Origin of the sequence: Promicromonospora sp. MEB111 (assembly GCF_030209445.1) — a bacterium.
Classification (GTDB): Bacteria; Actinomycetota; Actinomycetes; order Actinomycetales; family Cellulomonadaceae; genus Promicromonospora.
Window position 1 is genome coordinate 214,846 of sequence record NZ_JARVSD010000007.1, and the last position, 17,157, is coordinate 232,002.

Sequence of the window (17,157 nt, forward strand, 5' to 3'; positions counted from 1 at the left end):
GACCTTCCGGCTGCACTATCGGCATCTCCAACAGTGCGATCGGCCTAGTTGCCGCCGTACTCCTCCAAGGACCGCCGCCCCGCCTCGGTCAGGCGGTACGCCGCCAGGTTCCCCTTCTTTTCGGGCACGCGCTCGATCTGGCCGCGCCTCATCAGCCCCTGAAATATGGTCTTCACCTTATTCTCAGAACCAATTCCCGATAGACCTCGGACTATGCGATTAGTTATTTCAAGATTGAGCCGGAGATAGTCCATGATCATCTGCTCCGGCGAAGCGAGCTTCTCGTGCCTAATATTAACCATGACAGAGTGGTTAAGCTCGACAATAATCGGCTCCTTGAGTTGGAGTTTCTTCATCGCATCAAAGGCAGTATTGAGCCCTTCGCCGACATCCTTGTTCGGCGGGTCGGGAAACTTGTTAATTAGGCGCACAATGCTTCCGTTACGAGCAAAGCGCTCGTCCAAAATATTCTCTGGAGAGACATGGCCTGCCAGCCTGCCAGGACTTTCAACCTCTATCCGATTGTCAAACACTCGAATGTGCACATCGTCCGCGATTCCGTAATCCCGATGAATGAGCGCATTGGTTATAATCTCGTGGAGCGTCTCCTGGGGATACGTGACAGAAGTAAGCCCCTCATCGCCAAGCTTTCCGATAGACTCGACGAGTTTCGCCGTCAATTGCACAGCGTCGCGGATTTGGTTATACAGAGGCCCCTCAATCGTTGCCGGTTGACCGTCAAGCGTCTCTCGCCGACCCTCCGCATCGGAGGTCTTGTAGCGGTAGAGTTTAACCGACGATCGCTTTGGAAGCTCGGCCTGAGGCAAATCCGAATACAGAAGGAGCCCTGCCACCGTTGGCTTGCCCGAAACAATCACACGCTGCATCTGCATCCACCGATCGGGCTCAGAAAGCGGGAATGCTTCAAGCATGAACTCGATCGTTGTTTCCGAGTTCGTAATCGTGTCCAGTGGAGAATTTACCGTCTCCGATTCGAAGGTGGTAATTCCTTTATCGCGTTCCAGCTGGTCAATTTGTGCAGTCGTTTCCAGACGTTGAGATGCCGCGCCTCGCCGCACGTAGATACGCCCGTCACTAGCTTTTCGGATGGAACCAGACCGAAGCACGATGACGTGGAGCACGACGCCCGGCTGTGAACTGCTGGACAGAAATTCGTACTTAAACCCATCTCCGAGCGGAAAGAGTTGATCAAATATCTGAATGTGACCGTTCGCCGCCTCCTCGTCAGGGAATCCGCGCCAACTGAACACTCCATCGTGTTCGTCGATCCCAATGTACAATTCCCCGCCGTCCGCATTCGCAAATGCGCTCAAAGCCTTCGTCAACTTTGCGGGACCTACAGCCTTCGACTTCATATCGGAAAAGTGCCCCTCACGCAAGGCAAGGACAGCAGCCACCTGGGCGTCGTCGATCTCGATGGTGTCGATAGGCATGAGGACATCTTCGCAGGTCACGTCCGCCACAACTAGCGTTACTCCCCACTTCACCCGAGACGTGTCGTAGCCTCTGGCGATCCCAAGGAGCTGCCGGGTGCGTGCGAGACGGTTCCCGGGGCGCCGGCTCGCCCGGTTCCGTCGTGCAAACACGGCTCTCCACTCCAACGGCGAACCTTAGGCCAGTCGGGCGCTAGCCAGTGCGCTTGGTCGAGACGGCTGAGTGCACGGTTGCAGCGACGACTCCGCAGCGAAATATAGGCAAGTCGAAGGTGGCCTGTCTTCCAGAGGGCCAGCACGCCCTCGCCCTTGGCTTCCCAAGGTTGAGGCGCGGCACAATTGGGGACGGGGCCATCTGTCCTCGCGACGCCCTCAACCTCCTAGATCGTGACGGCTCGATCGCTGAATCTGCCAGCCTCAGACACGACTCCGACCATCGCCTTAGCCGCCGCCGACCCCACTCCAGCCAACCGGCCTGCCGCCCGGGCGATGACTCGCGTGTTCGTTGCGGCAGTGGCCCCGTTGCGATCATGTTCGGAGGAACTGCGGCTGGACGGCTTCCGCTGCTCTGCCACGACGCGTCCAGGTTCCGTGTTGTGTCCATCACGAGCGAGCGCCCATGTCGGGTAGCGCATCGTCCGCGATCTAACTCGGAACGCTGGCGCTGGTCTGCGTTGCCGATTTAATGACGGCTTTCCTGAGGGCAGCGCGCTTGGGGTTCGTCACCGTCCCCAAGAGGTTGGACTCGAGGAGTGCTTCCGCAATGGCTCGAACACGATCGATATCTTCGGGCTTGACGTCGCGCACTTTGCCGTGAGCGACATTTCCGCGTAGGCCATACATGCGCCCGACGCCTTCCGTTATTTCCGCGACGGTGGCGTCGGCAGCTGCTGCTACGGCCGCCTTCACCGGTGCGATATTGGCGGCATTTCCGAGTTCTAGCGCTTCGACACAGAGCCAGTACCCCAGGAATCGCAATGTCGGGTCCGCGTCGCGGTCTGCCCGCCAATACCATTGCGCAGCTATACGGACCCGCGCCCGCTCTTCGTCGTCACGGCTCGCGTGAATTTCTAGAAATGAGTTTAGGGCCGCGACGATACCGTTGGCGTCCAGCTGGTCAAGTCGAGCTTGTGCCTCCATGGCGACGTGGCGCCCACCGAGGAGTCGGTTCCAGTGCCAATCCGGAAATATTTCTCCTATTTCCTCGGTGATTACGGCACCCAGCAGACGCTCACCGTAGATTAGGTCCAGCGCGGCGGTCAGGGGGCCGGTCGCACTGCGACCAAATGCGAGTTTTTCGGCGTGCGAGCCCGTCACATCCTCATTGAACATGTACAGTATCTCAACGTAGTTCGTCATCGGCGTATTTTCGGTGTGCGCCGCCATCTCGACCACGGGGTTCACCTGGATCTCGTAACCGCGCGGCTCATGGTCGAGTCGCAGTGTGCCCCATTCTGGCACCAGCCAGTGGCCTTCCCGTCTCCCAGGGAGTGCGTTAGTGAATCGCGGTTCTCCCCAATTAACCGAGCCATTCTGAAGTGACAATCGCAGATTCAGCGCGTCTAGCTCGAGCGTTGGCACAGTGATAGTTCGAATTGTCTTGAATACAATCCTATACCCCGCCTTTCCGCCGTCAACGGGATGCTGCTCATCGCTCTCCTGCCAGCCGGTGAATGTGATCGACGAAGGCAGGTCTGGTGCAACTGGCCAGTTCTCGACCCACTCGTCCAGACCCGTAAGGTCTGACTTAAGAACGGGCCGCACCTCGCCGGTCACAGTGTCGGAAATCCAAGCCCGCGGTTCGATCTCGTTCTCGGCGTCGCTGTTCGCCATGGTCCCGAGCATGCATGCGCAGCACTCACAGGCCCCGATCGCCACGCCGTGAGAGGGGTCAAATCGCCCCATTGGGATGCTCAGGGAAGCTACGGGCCGGCCACCGGCTCCTGTCAGGTAACCAGCTGCGAGGGTCTAAACGGGCCAGATGATCTCGAGGCGAACGAAGCCGGCCAACCGTGCCGCCCCGGGCACTCCCAGTCAGGACCGTGCCCGCAACCAGGGTTCACCCCGAGTGCTCGGCGTCGAACATCGTCTCCGGGGCGGACGACGCCGCCCTTCCCCGCTTGTTTGGATGGCCGTCATGAACGCTCCCGGCACCGCCCTCGCGACCCGTCCCACGACCGGCACCCGCCAGCGCTGGCGGTTCATCGACTCGCTACGCGGCTTCGCCGTGCTCGGGATCCTGCTGGTCAACGCGGTGGACATCACCTGGCTCGGCATGGCCCGCGTGATGGAGGGCGGCGCCCCGGTCCAGGACCCGGTGCTCGACGCGCTCTACCTCACGGTGCAGACCCGGTTCGTGCCCATCTTCGTCTTCCTGTTCGGCATCAGCCTCTGGATCGTGCTCGACGGCGCCCGCGCCCGCGCACCGCGCCCGTGGCTGGTGACGGTGCGCCGGCTCGTGGGGCTCGCGATCATCGGCGGGCTGCTGATGTTCGTCTACCCCGGCAACGTCCTGGTGGAGTACGGCATCGTGGGCCTGCTGATGCTGCCCGTCGTCGCGCTCACCCCGCGCTGGGTGACGCTGGCCGGTGGAGCCGCCCTCACGATCGTGGCCTACGCGGTGTTCGGCGGCGGCCTGGCGTCCGTGCCGGGGCTCATCCTGCTCGGCGCGGGGGCGGCGGCCTACGGCCTGCCGCGCGCGCTGGAGTCCTCGGGCCGGGCGGTCGCGATCGTGTTCGCTAGCGCCGCCGTGCTGACCGGTCCGGCCCTGTTCTGGCAGCTGACGACGTCCGGTGGCGACCCGCGGTTCTCGACGGCGGGGTCCGTCGCCGGCCTGGTCATGGCCGTGCTCTACACCACGGGTCTGGCGCTGCTGTGGCGCACCCGGGCGCGCCGCGCGATCACCGCCTTCTTCGAGCCGCTGGGCCACATGGCGCTGACCAACTACGTGGGCGCGGCGATCGTGGTGGCGCTGATCGCGCTGGTCGTGGACTTCGGCCACATGACCAGCGCGGCGCCCGTGGTGGTCCTGGCCCTGGTGCTGACCGTGGTGCAGGCCGTGCTCAGCTGGCTCTGGCTCCGGCACTTCGTCTACGGCCCCGTGGAGTGGCTGTGGCGCACCGCGACCTGGCTCCGCCCGGCGAGCATGCGGCGCCGGATCGCCGCGACCGAAAGCCAGTAGGCCACAACCTATAGGGTGTAGGCTGGGTCCATGACCCGCGCACCCCTGACGTCCGCCTCGGTGATCGCCGAGGCGGCGGCGCTGGCCGACGAGAGCGGGCTGGAGGCAGTCACGCTCTCGGCGGTCGCCCGCCGCCTCGGCGTCCGCACGCCCAGCCTGTACTCGCACGTCCGGGACCATGCGGCCCTCCTGGACGGCGTCAGCGCCGTCGCCCTGGCGGACCTGACCGCCCGGGTCGCCGAGGCGGTCGCGGGCCGTTCCGGGCTGCCCGCGCTCGAGGGCCTGGCCGAGGCGCACCGCGCGTTCGCCCGGCAGTCGCCGGGCCGGTGGCAGGCACTGCAGCGCCGGGCGGGTCCCACGGTGGTCGCCTCCGACGCCGCCCGGTCGATCGTCGCCCTCACCGACGCCGTGCTGCGCGGCTACGACATCCCGCCGGGCGAGCGCGTGCACGTGACCCGGCTGCTCGGCAGCACGATCAACGGCTACCTGGCGCTTGAGCGCATCGGCAGCTTCGACCACAGCGAGCCCGACCCCGACGTGTCGTGGCGCCGGTCGGTCGTCGCGCTCGACACCCTCCTACGGGCCTGGCCCACCGAATGAACGAGGAGCACCCCATGTTCAGCACACCCCTCACCCCGTCCCTCGTGCACGGCGCGGCCGAGGTCGAGACCACGGCCCGGGGCCTGCGCCCGCACCGTCTCCCGCAGTGGGCGCGCACGCAGTTCCCCGACCCGCACCTGCTGATGATGGAGGCCCAGCCCTCCGGCGTCCGCGTGGTCTTCACGACGACGGCGCGCACCGTCGCGCTCGAGACCCACCCCTCGCGGCTCGCCTACCGCGGCGCGGACCGCCCGCGCGGCAGCGTCGACCTGGTGGTCGACGGCGCGCCCGTCGCGAGCAGCCCGCTCGACGACGGCGACGTGATCCTCGCCGACCTGCAGACCGGCGCCACCGAGTTCCGGCCCGGCCCCTCGCACACCACGACGTTCGACGACCTGCCCGCCGGCGACAAGCTCGTCGAGATCTGGCTGCCGCACAACGAGTCGGTCGAGCTGATCGGGCTGCGCACCGACGAGCCGGTCGCCCCGGTGGAGCCGGACCGCCGCGTGTGGCTGCACCACGGCAGCTCGATCAGCCACGGCTCCAACGCGAGCACGCCGACCCAGGTCTGGCCCGCCGTTGCCGCGCGCCGCGGGGACGTCGAGCTGCGCAACCTCGGGTTCGGCGGCAACGCACTCGTGGACCCGTTCGTCGCGCGCACGATCCGGGACGCACCCGCGGACCTGATCAGCGTCAAGCTCGGCATCAACGTCGTCAACCTCGACGGGATGCGGCTGCGGACCTTCGTCCCGGCCGTGCACGGGTTCCTGGACACGATCCGGGACGGGCACCCGACCACGCCGCTCCTGCTGGTCTCGCCCATCTTCTGCGGCATCCACGAGGACACCCCCGGCCCGGGAGCCGTCGACCCGGACACCCTCGGCACCGACCACGTGCGCTTCGTCGCCACGGGCCGCAGCGAGGAGCAGCAGCAGGGCAAGCTCACCCTGCGGGTCATCCGCGACGCGCTGGCCTCGGTGGTCGAGCGCCGCGCGGACGACCCGAACCTGCACTATCTCGACGGCACCACCCTGTACGGGGCGGACGACGCCGTCGCGCACCCGCTGCCGGACGCCCTGCACCCCGACACCGCGACCCACGGGCTGATCGGCGAGCGGTTCGCCGACCACGCGTTCGCGGAGACGGGGCCGTTCGGGCGGTCCGCCGGCGTCACGGCGCGGGCGTAGCGGCCCGCGCCGGGGCGGGGAAGACGGCGGCCGTCACGAACCGGCCGTCCTCGATCCGCACAGTGAGCTCGCCGCCGTCGTCCGCCACCCGGCGCCGGAGGGTGGCGAGCCCGCGCAGCTCCGGGAGGGTGTCGTCCGCGACGCCGTCGTTGACCACGGTGAGGCCGTGCTCCGTGAGCTCGATACGGACCAGCGTGGCCCGCGAGTGCCGCAGGATGTTCGTCGTCGTCTCCCGGAGCACCTGCGCCAGGAGGTCGGTCGCGTGGGCGTCGGCCCGGCGGTCCACGCGCACGCGCATCCCGGCCGCCTCCATGAGGTTGCGCGCGTTCTCCAGCTCCGCGGACAGGTTCAGCTTGCGCTGCCCGTAGGCCAGCTCCTTGGTCTGCGCGATCGTGTCGCCCACCAGGGTGTACATCTCGCGCAGCTCCTGCTCCACGCGTGCGGTGTCGCTGTGCAGCAGCTTGCTCGCCAGCGCGATCTTCAGCTTGACCACGTGCAGGGTGTGGCCCTGGATGTCGTGCAGGTCGCTCGCGAACCGCATCCGCTCGCGTACCACCGCGAGCTCCGCGTCGCGCTCGCGCGCCTCCTCCAGCTCCGCCATGACGTCGTAGAACCCCTTGTTGGGGAACATCAGGCCGATCAGCACCACGGTGACCCCGGTCGGGATGACGACGTTCGCGAGCAGGCCGTCCACCCCGGGGTCGGCGGTGCGGGCCAGGCCCAGCGCACCGACCGCCGCCACGTAGGCGGCGATCCCGACCGCCGCCGCGGCACGGTGACGAGGGAGCTGGGCGACGCTCATGCCGCCGATGACGGCGAGCGAGTAGTACGCCGCCTGCGGGTCGCCGTCCATCGCCAGCACCCCGTAGGGCCAGACCGCGGCGGCCACCAGGAGGCACGGCAGCGCGACCCGGTTGATCTCGCCGACCGTCCAGCGCTCGAAGGCCACCACCACCGCGACGATCCCGAGCCCCAGGACGACGGCGTCGAGCGCCGTCTGTGCCTGGCGCACCAGCATGAACACGCCGACGGCGACGAGCAGCGGCAGCATCATCGACAGGTTGAGCGTGCGGAACCGGCGCCGCGAGACCCTGGTGGCGGCGGGCGACCAGGGGGCCGCCGGGAACGGGCCGCGCCCCGGGCGAGCAGATCCAGCGTTCATGGGTGGGTCGTCTCGTCGATCGGCAGGGGACCCCTCCCAGTATGGTCGCCGCGCGCGGGCGCAGCAGTGACGCTGCGTCATACGTTCCGCCCCGGGATGTCATGCCGCGGACCTGACGTCAGCACACTGGTCCGGAACGGCCGCGGCGGGTGTGCTGGAGGCATGACGACAACCCCCGCCATCGACATCGACCGGCTGAACGTCACCTACGGTGACTTCCACGCGGTCAAGGACCTCTCGTTCCAGGTGGAGCAGGGCGAGCTGTACGCGCTGCTGGGCACCAACGGCGCGGGCAAGACCTCGACCCTGGAGGTCGTCGAGGGCCACCGCAAGGCGACGTCGGGCACGGTGCGCGTGCTCGGCAAGGACCCCGCCGACCGGCGCGCGGTGCGCCCCCGCATGGGGATCATGCTCCAGGAGAGCGGGTTCTCCCCCGACCTCACCGTCGCCGAGTCCGTCCGCCTGATCGGGAAGCTCAGCGGCCGCGCCGACTCGGCGGAGCGCGTGCTGCGCGTCGTCGACCTCACCCGCAAGGCCGACACCCGGGTGTCGCAGCTCTCCGGCGGCGAGAAGCGGCGGCTCGACTTCGCCACCGCCGTGTACGGACGGCCCGAGCTGGTCTTCCTCGACGAGCCGACGACCGGGCTGGACATCCAGTCGCGCGACGCGCTGTGGGACGCCGTCGAGCAGCTCCGCGAGGACGGGTCCACCGTGGTCCTCACGACCCACTACCTGGAGGAGGCGCAGCAGCGCGCCGACCGCATCGGCCTGATGCACAACGGCACGTTCCGCCACGAGGGCACCGTCGCCGAGCTGACCCGCACCCTGCCCGCTGCCATCCAGTTCTCGCTCCCGCCGGGTGCGCCCGCGCCGCTGCTGCAGGCCGCGCCGCAGGCCGACGGGTCCTACCAGATCGAGACGTTCGACCTGCAGAAGGACCTCAAGCTGCTCCTCGACTGGGCCCACGCGCACTCGGTCGAGCTGGTCGGCCTGTCCGCCGCGCCGACCCGGCTCGACGACGTGTTCCGCGCCATCGACGCCGAACCCGTCCTCGCCTGACCCCGACCCGAGCCCCGAGAAACGGAAACACCACCATGCTCTCCATCGCACGCAGCGAGCTGATCCAGATCCTCCGCAACCGGGCGGTGCTGATCACCAGCCTCATCATGCCCGTGGCCGCCAGCGTCTTCTTCATCCGGTTCCGGGAGACGTTCGAGCAGATCGGCAGCCTCGGCTACATCGGCGCCGTCATCGTCTTCACCATCGCCGCGTTCAGCCTCTACGCCACCACGGTGACCACCCTGGCCGCCCGCCGCCAGGACCTCTTCCTCAAGCGCCTGCGCTCCACCGCCGCCGGCGACGCGTCGATCCTGACCGGCCTGGTGCTGCCGATCAGCGTCCTGTCCGCGGTCCAGGTGGGGCTGATCCTCGCGGTGTTCGCCGGGCTGAGCGACGGGCCCGCCGACGTGGCGCTCCTGGTGGTGGCCGTCGTCGCGACGTTCGTCATGATGCTCGCCCTGGGGCTGGCCACCGCGGGGATCACGAACTCCCCCGAGCACGCCCAGGTCACCTCGCTGCCCCTGAGCCTGGGGGTCGTGGCCGTCACGAGCTGGGTGGGGATCACCGGCACGGAGGACCTCACGCTGCTCAAGCGGCTGCTGCCCGGCGGGGCGGCCACCGAGCTGATCGTCAACGCCTGGAACGGCGGCGTGCCGCTCACCGACTCGCTGCCGCTGCTCGCGCCCACGCTCGCCTGGGTGGTCGTGGCGGTCACGCTCGCCCTGCGGATGTTCCGCTGGGAGCCGCGGCGCTGAGCCGCGGCGCTGGATCGGTCGCACGGGCACGACGGCGCCGCGCCGTCCGCTCCCTGGGGTGGGGCGGACGGCGCGGCGCTCTTCTCGCCGGCCGACGCCGTCAGCTGATCTTGCGCTTGTACCCGGCGATCGCGAAGCCGTAGGCGACCACGAGGATGCCGACGAGCCAGGCGAGCGCGATCCAGATGTCGTTGCCGACGGGCTGCTGGGCGAACAGGGCCCGGATGGTGTCCACGATCGAGGTCACCGGCTGGTTCTCCGCGAACCAGGCGACCGGGCCGGGCATCGTCTCGGTGGGCACGAACGCCGAGCTGATGAACGGCAGGAAGATCAGCGGGTAGCTGAACGCGCTCGCGCCGTCCACGGTCTTGGCCGAGAGCCCGGCGATCACCGCGAGCCAGGTCAGGGCCAGGGTGAACAGGACCAGGATGCCGGCCACGGCGAGCCAGTCGAGCAGCGAGGCCCCGGTGCGGAACCCCATGAGCAGCGCGACGCCGATGACGATCGCCACCGAGATCAGGTTGGAGACCACGGACGTGAGCACGTGCGCCCACAGCACGCTGGAGCGCGCGATCGGCATGGACTGGAAGCGTTCGAAGATGCCGCCCTGCATGTCGAGGAACAGCCGGTAGGCGGTGTACGCGATGCCGGAGGCGATGGTGATGAGCAGGATGCCGGGGAGCATGTAGTTGACGTACGACTCACCGGTGCCGGTGTTGATGGCGCCGCCGAGCACGTAGACGAACAGCAGCATCAGCGCGATCGGCGTGACGGCCGTGGTGATGATGGTGTCGGGGCTGCGCAGGATGTGGCGCAGGGAGCGGCCGGTGAGCACACCGGTGTCGCCCAGGACGTGGGAGGTCATCGGGTTTCCTTTCCTGCCGCGGCGGTGCCGCTGGTCGTGTCGTCAGAGGTGGTGGTGCCGGGCTCGGCCGGGTCGGGCTCGCCGACGAGGGTGAGGAACACGTCCTCGAGGGAGGGCTGCTTCTCCACGTACTCGACCTTGGCCGGCGGCAGGAGCGCCTTGAGCTCGGCCAGGGTGCCGTTCTGGATGATCGTGCCCTTGTGCAGGATCGCGATACGGTCGGCGAGCTGCTCGGCCTCGTCGAGGTACTGCGTGGTCAGCAGCACGGTGGTGCCGTTGTTCGCGAGCTCCTTGACGGTCTGCCACACCTCGATCCGGGCCTGCGGGTCCAGCCCGGTGGTCGGCTCGTCGAGGAAGATGATCGGCGGGTTGCCGATCAGGCTCATCGCGATGTCGAGCCGGCGACGCATGCCGCCCGAGTACGTGCCGGCCCTGCGGCCGCCCGCCTCGGTCAGCGAGAAGCGGGCCAGCAGGCCGTCGGCCACGGCGCCCGGGTCGGGCAGGTGGCGCAGCTTCGCCACGAGCACCAGGTTCTCCCGGCCCGAGAGGATCTCGTCGACCGCGGCGAACTGCCCGGTCAGGCTGATCGACTCACGCACGTCGCCCGCCTGGGTGCCGACGTCGAAGCCGTGCACGGTGGCGGTGCCCGCGTCGGCCTTGAGCAGCGTCGACAGGATCCGCACGAGCGTCGTCTTGCCGGCGCCGTTGGAGCCGAGCAGGGCGAAGATGCTGCCGGCCGCGACGTCGAAGTCGACGCCGCGCAGCACGTGCAGGTCCTTGAAGGCCTTCTCGATGCCGTGCACCCGGATGGCGGGCGCCGTGGCCTGGTCGGTGGTCATGTCCAGTTCTCCTTCGCTGGGGGAAATCTCTGGGGTCAGGGGCGGCGGACGACGATGTCGCCGTAGCCGGTGCTGGCGTGGATCTCGGCGGTCGACTCGTTCTCGACCGGGCCCTCGGTGGGGGTCAGGTGGTTACGGACGCTGCCGTGCTCGGAGGCGACGTCGAGGTAGGCGGCCACACCCTCGGGCACGCCGACCTCGATGGTGCCGTAGGACGTGGTGAGCGTGGCGCTGCCGGACTCCAGGTTGTTGACCCGGATGCCCGCGTGCGCGGACTTCACGGTGAGGGTGCCGCGCACCTGGCTGACCATGATGTCGGCGTGCGCACCGTGCACCTGGAGGGTGCCGGTGACGGCGCCGACGGTCGTGGTGCCGTTGCTCGCGCGGATCGTGGCGTCCCCCGCGATCTCGTCGACGCGCACCGAGCCGGCGCTCACCTTGACGTCGGCGGGTCCGGCGACCCGGCGGGCCGACATCGACCCGGCCGAGACCTTGAGGGTGAGGCGGTCGACGTCGTCCAGGGTGGCGTTGCCGGACGAGAGCGTCAGGTCGACGGTCGCAAGGCTGCCCTCGGCGTAGAGCGAGCCGGTCTTGCCGCGCAGCTCGGAGCCCGCGGGCAGCTCGACGGTGATGTCGGCGGTGCCGGCCGCGAACGGCAGCACGTACTGCTTCCAGGAGTTCGGGTAGGTGATCGTGACGGCGTCGCCGTCCCGCTCGACGCGGATCTCCTCGGCGGCACGCACGCTGCCGGACTTCTTGTCGGTGGGCAGCACCGTGACGACGACGTCGTCCCGCTCGCCGGCGACGACGTGCAGGTTGCCGAACGGCACGTCCACGACGACGGGGACCGGGTGGGGGGCGGGGAAGGTAGGCATGGCAAGGCTCCAAGGCGGTGTGAACGGTGGTGGTGATGTCTGTGGTGTCGCTGTGGTGTCACGTGTGCGGGCGGATGGTGCCGCGGCGCGCGGTCGCGCGTGCGGTCAGCGCACCCACCCGGTGACGCGGCTGTTGGCGCGCTGCTCGGGACTGGTCGGCGTGGCCGGGCGACCGGGCGGCCGCTCGACGGCGGCGGCCACGGCCCGCACGAGCCAGGTGTTGACCGAGACGCCGTCGCGTGCCGCGGCGAGCTCCGCCTGCGCCTTGAGGTGGTCGGGCAGACGCAGGGTGGTGCGCGTGGTGGCGCCCGCCTCGCCCTCCACCGCGACCGACGCCGCAGCGGGGGCCTGGGTGGATGCCGGCGCGGCCGCATCCGGCGCGGGCGCCGGAGCGGTGGCGGGGGCGGTGACCACGAACTCCGGGGAGCCGCCGCGCAGCCGCACGTCGACCGAGCCCGGGGCGAGCTCGGCCGAGATCTCCCCGGCGGCGTCCGAGAGCGCGCTGAGCAGGACGAGGCGCGCGGCGGCGTCCAGCGGTGCGGTCAGGCGGGCGGCGAGCTCGCGGGCGTCGTCACCACCGGCGGCGGCGGCCGTCGCGAGCTGGCGCTGCAGTTCGTCGGCGTATCGGTTCAGGTCCATGGCACCACTATGACACCATCATGGTGCCATCGCAAGGCCTCTGACGTCATTCGTGACACCACGCTGGTGTCCAGGCCGTGTGCGTCCCGTCGCGCACCCCCTCGGAGGCGAGGGGCAGCGCCGGGATCGCTCAGTTGCCGCGCTGGATGCGGCGCCGGAGCCGAGCGCTGCGGATGGTGCCGATGACGAGGGCGATGATGCCGACGCCGACCCCCGTGATGAGCAGTGCGACGGCGAGCGGGACCGTGCCCTGCATGCCCAGGAACGAGACCAGCACGAGCTGGGTGTTCTGCAGCATGAAGATGATCAGGGCGACCAGCACGAGCGCCGCGAGGCAGCTGCCGGCCCAGAGCCACCCGGCTCGGCTGCGGGACGCCTTGACGGAGTGGGTGCTGGTCCGTCGGATGTGGCTCGACCCGAGCGTGTCGTGGCCCGATCGGTTGGGGTTGCCGTTCGTGGCGGAGGGCAGCGGCGGGGTGGGGGTGGGGACGGTGGCCATGACGGCCTCCCTGCGGTTCCGGGCCCGCGCACCTCAAGCGGGGCACGTTCGCCCGGATACGTTCGACTCTACGCCCCTCGTACCGGGGCGGGACGCGGCCGCCTCAGCGCCCGAGCCGGGTCGCCAGCGGGCAGGAGAACGGGTCGCGGGCGCGGTGCTCGACGTCGTTGAGGTAGCGGACGACGATCCCGTAGGAACGGAAGAACCCCACCTCGGTGTAGGTCACGCCGAGGGTCGAGCAGAACTCGCGCACCAGGGGTTGGACGCGCCGGAGCGCGGGCCGGGGCATGCTCGGGAAGAGGTGGTGCTCGATCTGCCGGTTGAGGCCGCCCATGAAGAAGTCGACCGCGACGTTGCCCCGGATGTTGCGTGACATGAGCACCTGCCGGCGCAGGAAGTCGATCTCGGTACCGGGCGGGACGATCGGCATCCCCTTGTGGTTGGGGGCGAACGCGCCGCCCAGCAGCACGCCGAACAGGCCGAGCTGCACCGCGAGGAACGCGGCCGCGATCGCGGGCGGCAGCAGGATCAGGAGCACGGCGACGTTCAGGGCCAGGCGGGTCAGCAGCACGGGAGCCTCTACCGCGCGGTGCAGCACGGGCGCCTTGCCGAGCACGGTGCGCACGCTGGCCACGTGCAGGTTGAGCCCCTCGAGCGTCAGCAGCGGGAAGAAGAACCAGCCCTGCCGGCGGGCGAACCAGCGGCGCCAGCCGTCGCGGCTCGCCACGACCGCCGGCGTGAAGGCGATGACCCCGGGCGAGATGTCCGGGTCGCTCTCCTCCTGGTTCGGGGCGGAGTGGTGGGCGTCGTGCTTCGTGGTCCACCACGCGTGGCTCAGCCCGACGAACGCGTTCGCCAGGACGCGGCCGGTCCAGTCGTTCCACGCCCGGGAACGGAAGATCTGGCGGTGGGAGCTGTCGTGGCCGAGGAACGCGAGCTGGGCCAGCACGACGGCGAGCGCCACGGCGAGCAGGAGCTGCCACCACGAGTCGCCCACGAGCACGATCGCGGTCCAGACCAGCCCGAAGGCGGCGACGGTGGCGACCAGGCGCGTCCAGTAGTACCCGTACTGCCGCCGGTTCAGGCCCGACTCCCGCACCACCTTCGCCAGGACCGAGTAGTCACGCACCACGCGCCTGGCGGGCCGGCGGGGGGCCGCGGTGACGGCCGGTACCGGATGCTCACTCGGATCGGGCGGGCCGATCCCTCGTTCGCCCACCTTCCCACGGTACCCCTGCGCACCTCGTTCAGCGGGCCAGCCGGTCGACCACGGCACCGTAGAGCCACGGCAGCCGGGCCGCGGCGGGCACGACGGCGCCGCGTGCGGGTCCCGACGCCCACGCGACCAGGCCCGTGGTGAGCACGCGGTAGTCGCGCGTCACCGTGCGCCACGCCCGCTCGTACGCCTCGGCGTCCTCCAGGTGGCGGACGGCGGCGTCCGCCTGCGCGAGGCCCACCCGGACCCCCTCGCCGGTCAGGGCGTCGACGTAGCCCGACGCGTCCCCCACCAGCCGTACCCGTCCCGCGGTGCGCCGCCGCGACCGGCGCCGCAGCGGGCCCGCGCCGAGCACGGTCCCGGTGGCCGTCGCGCCGGAGAGCCGGGCGGCGAGCTCCGGGAACTGCGAGCGCAGCAGCGTGTCGAACCCCGCCCCGGTCACGGTGCGGGGTGCGAGCAGCGCGACGCCGACGAGGTCGGGGGCGACCGGTGTCACGTAGGCCTCGGCGTGCGGCGACCAGTGCACCTCGACGAGGTCGGTCCACGGCGTGACGGCGAAGTGCCGGCGCAGGCCGTACCGGCTGCCGGCCGGCCGGCCGGCTCCCCGGCCGGCCCCGGGCCCCGGGCGGACGTCGAGCCCGGCCAGGCGGCGGACCGCGGAGTGCAGGCCGTCGCACCCCAGCAGCCAGCGGCCGCGCACGGTGATCGGTGCGCCCGCCGTGCCCGCGTCGCCGTCGGCCGCGTCCCGGGCCGGGTGGCCGTCGTCCGCTCGGCCGGGCGTCACCTCGATCTCTACCCCCGCGGCGTCCTGCCGCAGGACGGTGACCCGCCCGCACGTGCGGTGGGCGCCGACGTCAGCGGCGCGCGCCCGCAGGGCCTCGTGCAGGGTGGTGCGCCGCACGCCCCGCCCGGGTCCGGCGGTGAACTCGTGGTCGGCGTGCCGCCCGGGCGCCCGGTAGCTGATCCCGGTCAGCACGTGTCCGGGCGGGTCGGCGCCGAGCGCCTGCACGGCCCGCAGCGCGCCGGGCAGCAGGCCCTCGCCGCACGCCTTGTCGAGGGTACCGGCCCGGTGGTCCACGACCAGCACGTCGAGTCCGGCGGCGCGCGCGTGCACGGCCGCGGCCAGGCCCACCGGCCCGGCACCCACCACCAGGACGTCCACGTCCGCGGCGGCCCGGCCCATGCCGCTCACCCCGGCCCGGGCACGGCCTGCCGGAGCGCCCGCTCCTCGGCCGGGATGCGGAACCGGGCGAGCAGCACCGCGTTCAGCACGGTGAACGTGAGGGCCGTGACCCAGCAGGTGTGCACCAGCGGCAGCGCGATCCCCTCGACCACCACGGCCACGTAGTTGGGGTGGCGCAGCCACCGGTACGGCCCGCCGGACACGAGCGGCAGGCCGGGCACCACGATGATGCGGGTGTTCCAGCGGTGCCCCAGCGTGGCGACGCACCACCAGCGCAGCGCCTGGCTCGCGAGCACGAGCACGAGCATGGGCCAGCCCAGCCACGGCAGGAACGGACGGTCGGCGAGCACCGCCTCCGCCACGCACGCCACCAGCAGCCCGGTGTGCAGCGCCACCATCGCCGGGAAGTGCCCCCGGCCCGACTCGACACCGCCGCGCTCGAACGACCACCGGGCGTTGCGGGCCGACACGACGAGCTCGGCGAGGCGCTCCACGCCCGTCGCCGCCACGAGCGCGACGTAGAACCCGAGCACCTCAGCTCCCCTCCAGCCGCAGCAGCACCAGCTCGCACGACACCCCGGGGCCGAACGCCATGAGCACGGCGGGCGAGCCGGGCGGGGCCTCGGCGTTCTCCAGGGTCCTGGCCAGGACGTCCAGCACGGACACCGAGGAGAGGTTGCCGGCGGCCGCCAGGCTCGCGCGGCTCTCCCGGACGGCGTCCTCGGACAGCCCGAGGGCGTCCCGCACCGCGTCGATCACGCGCGGCCCGCCCGCGTGCACCACCCAGGTGGGCACCTGGGCGGGTGTGAGGCCGTGGTCGGCCAGCAGCCCCTTCACGTCGGCGAGCAGGTGCGCGCCCAGCAGGTCGGGCAGGTCGGCCGAGAGGACGATCGCGAACCCGGTGTCCCGCACCTCCCAGCCCAGGGCGTCCGTGGTGCCGGGGTAGAGCTGCGAGCGGGTGTCCAGCACCCGGGCCGTCGGCCGTCGGCCCGGCGTCGCCCGTGCCAGCGGGTGCTGCGCGCCCACGACGACGGCCGCCGCCGCGCCGTCGCCGAACAGCCCGGACGCCACCAGGTTGGCCGCGGAGTCGTCGCCGTGCTGCAGGGTCAGGGAGCACAGCTCGACCGCGACCAGGAGCGACACGTCACGCGGCCGCCCCAGCAGGTGGTCGTGCACCCGCGCCAGCCCGCCCGCTCCGCCCGCGCAGCCCAGACCGAACGACGGCGTGCGCCGCACGTCCCCACGCAAGCCGAGCCGCTCGGACAGGAGCACGTCCAGCGACGGCGCCGCCACCCCCGTGACCGAGGTGGCGAACACGTGGTCGACCTCCCCCGGCTCGACCCCCGCCGCGGCCAGCGCCCGGCGGCAGGCCTGCTCCGCGAGCAGCGTGCCCTCCCGGACGAACACCGCGTTGGTCGCGCCCATCGACCCCAGGCCCGCGTACTCCTCCAGCGGCAGCACCAGGTGCCGGCTACGCACGCCGGCGCTCGCGTGCAGACGCCTCAGCAGCGCGGCCCGCGTCGGGTCCGGCGTCACCAGGGGCGCCACGGCCTCGGTGATCGCCTCCTGGGCGTAGACGTACCGAGGCAGGACCGCTTCGACCGCTACGACGCGCGACACCTAAGCATCCTGACCCAGGACCA

The 17,157-nt window shown here is 70.5% G+C and carries 17 protein-coding genes; 5 read left to right on the forward strand and 12 right to left on the reverse strand.

Annotated elements, in window-relative coordinates; translation table 11 throughout:
• Window positions 1-44: 44 nt before the first annotated feature.
• Together QRN56_RS07800 and QRN56_RS07805 are read right to left on the reverse strand one after the other, a co-directional pair.
• Complete coding sequence (locus tag QRN56_RS07800) at window positions 45-1,454, reverse strand: RNA/DNA-binding domain-containing protein (protein WP_285102239.1); 1,410 nt, start codon at window positions 1,452-1,454, stop codon at window positions 45-47.
• 645 nt (window positions 1,455-2,099) lie between these two features.
• A complete protein-coding gene (locus QRN56_RS07805; protein WP_285102240.1) occupies window positions 2,100-3,287 on the reverse strand; it encodes a hypothetical protein in 1,188 nt (395 codons plus the stop codon).
• A gap of 304 nt (window positions 3,288-3,591) precedes the next feature.
• Here QRN56_RS07805 and QRN56_RS07810 point away from each other — a divergent pair, with 304 nt between their 5' ends.
• Genes QRN56_RS07810 through QRN56_RS07820 form a run of 3 tightly spaced genes read left to right on the forward strand, consistent with a single transcriptional unit; the run spans window position 3,592 to window position 6,422 of the window.
• Window positions 3,592-4,635, forward strand: a complete 1,044-nt coding sequence (locus QRN56_RS07810; RefSeq protein WP_285102241.1) for a DUF418 domain-containing protein — start codon at window positions 3,592-3,594, stop codon at window positions 4,633-4,635.
• Between the two features lie 30 nt (window positions 4,636-4,665).
• Entirely contained in the window at window positions 4,666-5,235 is a 570-nt protein-coding gene (locus QRN56_RS07815; protein WP_285102242.1) for a TetR/AcrR family transcriptional regulator, read from the forward strand.
• A gap of 14 nt (window positions 5,236-5,249) precedes the next feature.
• On the forward strand, window positions 5,250-6,422 hold the full coding sequence (locus QRN56_RS07820) for an SGNH/GDSL hydrolase family protein (RefSeq protein ID WP_285102243.1): 1,173 nt from the start codon (window positions 5,250-5,252) through the stop codon (window positions 6,420-6,422).
• Here QRN56_RS07820 and QRN56_RS07825 read toward each other — a convergent pair.
• Window positions 6,406-7,584, reverse strand: a complete 1,179-nt coding sequence (locus QRN56_RS07825; RefSeq protein WP_285102245.1) for a sensor histidine kinase — start codon at window positions 7,582-7,584, stop codon at window positions 6,406-6,408. The genes QRN56_RS07820 and QRN56_RS07825 overlap by 17 nt on opposite strands.
• Window positions 7,585-7,746: 162 nt before the next feature.
• Here QRN56_RS07825 and QRN56_RS07830 point away from each other — a divergent pair, with 162 nt between their 5' ends.
• Window positions 7,747-8,643, forward strand: a complete 897-nt coding sequence (locus QRN56_RS07830; RefSeq protein WP_285102247.1) for an ABC transporter ATP-binding protein — start codon at window positions 7,747-7,749, stop codon at window positions 8,641-8,643.
• 35 nt (window positions 8,644-8,678) lie between these two features.
• Entirely contained in the window at window positions 8,679-9,398 is a 720-nt protein-coding gene (locus QRN56_RS07835; RefSeq protein WP_285102249.1) for an ABC transporter permease, read from the forward strand.
• 100 nt (window positions 9,399-9,498) lie between these two features.
• Here the strand turns inward: QRN56_RS07835 and QRN56_RS07840 are convergent, their stop codons facing one another.
• The 9 genes from QRN56_RS07840 to QRN56_RS07880 form a co-directional block, all read right to left on the reverse strand.
• Window positions 9,499-10,263 carry an ABC transporter permease gene (locus tag QRN56_RS07840; RefSeq protein WP_285102250.1) on the reverse strand — a complete coding sequence of 255 codons (765 nt, stop codon included), beginning with the start codon at window positions 10,261-10,263 and terminating at the stop codon, window positions 9,499-9,501.
• Complete coding sequence (locus QRN56_RS07845; protein WP_285102252.1) at window positions 10,260-11,102, reverse strand: ABC transporter ATP-binding protein; 843 nt, start codon at window positions 11,100-11,102, stop codon at window positions 10,260-10,262. Before QRN56_RS07845 ends, QRN56_RS07840 begins: the two co-directional genes overlap by 4 nt.
• A 35-nt stretch (window positions 11,103-11,137) precedes the next feature.
• Window positions 11,138-11,977: a DUF4097 family beta strand repeat-containing protein gene (locus QRN56_RS07850; protein ID WP_285102253.1), complete on the reverse strand. Its 840-nt coding sequence runs from the start codon at window positions 11,975-11,977 to the stop codon at window positions 11,138-11,140.
• A 105-nt stretch (window positions 11,978-12,082) separates the two neighbouring features.
• Complete coding sequence (locus QRN56_RS07855) at window positions 12,083-12,616, reverse strand: toxin-antitoxin system HicB family antitoxin (RefSeq protein ID WP_285102254.1); 534 nt, start codon at window positions 12,614-12,616, stop codon at window positions 12,083-12,085.
• A 130-nt stretch (window positions 12,617-12,746) separates the two neighbouring features.
• The gene (locus tag QRN56_RS07860; protein WP_285102255.1) at window positions 12,747-13,115 is read right to left on the reverse strand and encodes a LapA family protein; all 369 of its coding nucleotides are present in this window, start codon (window positions 13,113-13,115) and stop codon (window positions 12,747-12,749) included.
• Window positions 13,116-13,218: 103 nt separating this feature from the next.
• Window positions 13,219-14,244 (reverse strand): fatty acid desaturase family protein, encoded by a 1,026-nt coding sequence (locus tag QRN56_RS07865; RefSeq protein ID WP_285102256.1) that lies wholly within the window; start codon window positions 14,242-14,244, stop codon window positions 13,219-13,221.
• A 118-nt stretch (window positions 14,245-14,362) separates the two neighbouring features.
• The gene (locus QRN56_RS07870) at window positions 14,363-15,514 is read right to left on the reverse strand and encodes an NAD(P)/FAD-dependent oxidoreductase (protein WP_285102257.1); all 1,152 of its coding nucleotides are present in this window, start codon (window positions 15,512-15,514) and stop codon (window positions 14,363-14,365) included.
• Between the two features lie 5 nt (window positions 15,515-15,519).
• Window positions 15,520-16,047, reverse strand: coding sequence for an isoprenylcysteine carboxyl methyltransferase family protein (locus QRN56_RS07875; protein ID WP_285102258.1), 528 nt, complete (start codon window positions 16,045-16,047; stop codon window positions 15,520-15,522).
• Window position 16,048: 1 nt separating this feature from the next.
• Window positions 16,049-17,134, reverse strand: coding sequence for a type III polyketide synthase (locus tag QRN56_RS07880; RefSeq protein WP_285102259.1), 1,086 nt, complete (start codon window positions 17,132-17,134; stop codon window positions 16,049-16,051).
• Window positions 17,135-17,157: the final 23 nt, after the last annotated feature.

What these genes read in the sequence shown, in the direction of transcription:
- QRN56_RS07860 (WP_285102255.1), bottom strand. Translation starts at nt 13,115, where the DNA reads ATGGCCACCGTCCCCACCCCCACCCCGCCGCTGCCCTCCGCCACGAAC.
- QRN56_RS07845 (WP_285102252.1), bottom strand. Translation starts at nt 11,102, where the DNA reads ATGACCACCGACCAGGCCACGGCGCCCGCCATCCGGGTGCACGGCATC.
- QRN56_RS07805 (WP_285102240.1), bottom strand. Translation starts at nt 3,287, where the DNA reads ATGGCGAACAGCGACGCCGAGAACGAGATCGAACCGCGGGCTTGGATT.
- QRN56_RS07820 (WP_285102243.1), top strand. Translation starts at nt 5,250, where the DNA reads ATGTTCAGCACACCCCTCACCCCGTCCCTCGTGCACGGCGCGGCCGAG.
- QRN56_RS07825 (WP_285102245.1), bottom strand. Translation starts at nt 7,584, where the DNA reads ATGAACGCTGGATCTGCTCGCCCGGGGCGCGGCCCGTTCCCGGCGGCC.
- QRN56_RS07850 (WP_285102253.1), bottom strand. Translation starts at nt 11,977, where the DNA reads ATGCCTACCTTCCCCGCCCCCCACCCGGTCCCCGTCGTCGTGGACGTG.
- QRN56_RS07800 (WP_285102239.1), bottom strand. Translation starts at nt 1,454, where the DNA reads ATGCCTATCGACACCATCGAGATCGACGACGCCCAGGTGGCTGCTGTC.
- QRN56_RS07830 (WP_285102247.1), top strand. Translation starts at nt 7,747, where the DNA reads ATGACGACAACCCCCGCCATCGACATCGACCGGCTGAACGTCACCTAC.
- QRN56_RS07835 (WP_285102249.1), top strand. Translation starts at nt 8,679, where the DNA reads ATGCTCTCCATCGCACGCAGCGAGCTGATCCAGATCCTCCGCAACCGG.
- QRN56_RS07840 (WP_285102250.1), bottom strand. Translation starts at nt 10,263, where the DNA reads ATGACCTCCCACGTCCTGGGCGACACCGGTGTGCTCACCGGCCGCTCC.
- QRN56_RS07810 (WP_285102241.1), top strand. Translation starts at nt 3,592, where the DNA reads ATGAACGCTCCCGGCACCGCCCTCGCGACCCGTCCCACGACCGGCACC.
- QRN56_RS07855 (WP_285102254.1), bottom strand. Translation starts at nt 12,616, where the DNA reads ATGGACCTGAACCGATACGCCGACGAACTGCAGCGCCAGCTCGCGACG.
- QRN56_RS07815 (WP_285102242.1), top strand. Translation starts at nt 4,666, where the DNA reads ATGACCCGCGCACCCCTGACGTCCGCCTCGGTGATCGCCGAGGCGGCG.
- QRN56_RS07870 (WP_285102257.1), bottom strand. Translation starts at nt 15,514, where the DNA reads ATGGGCCGGGCCGCCGCGGACGTGGACGTCCTGGTGGTGGGTGCCGGG.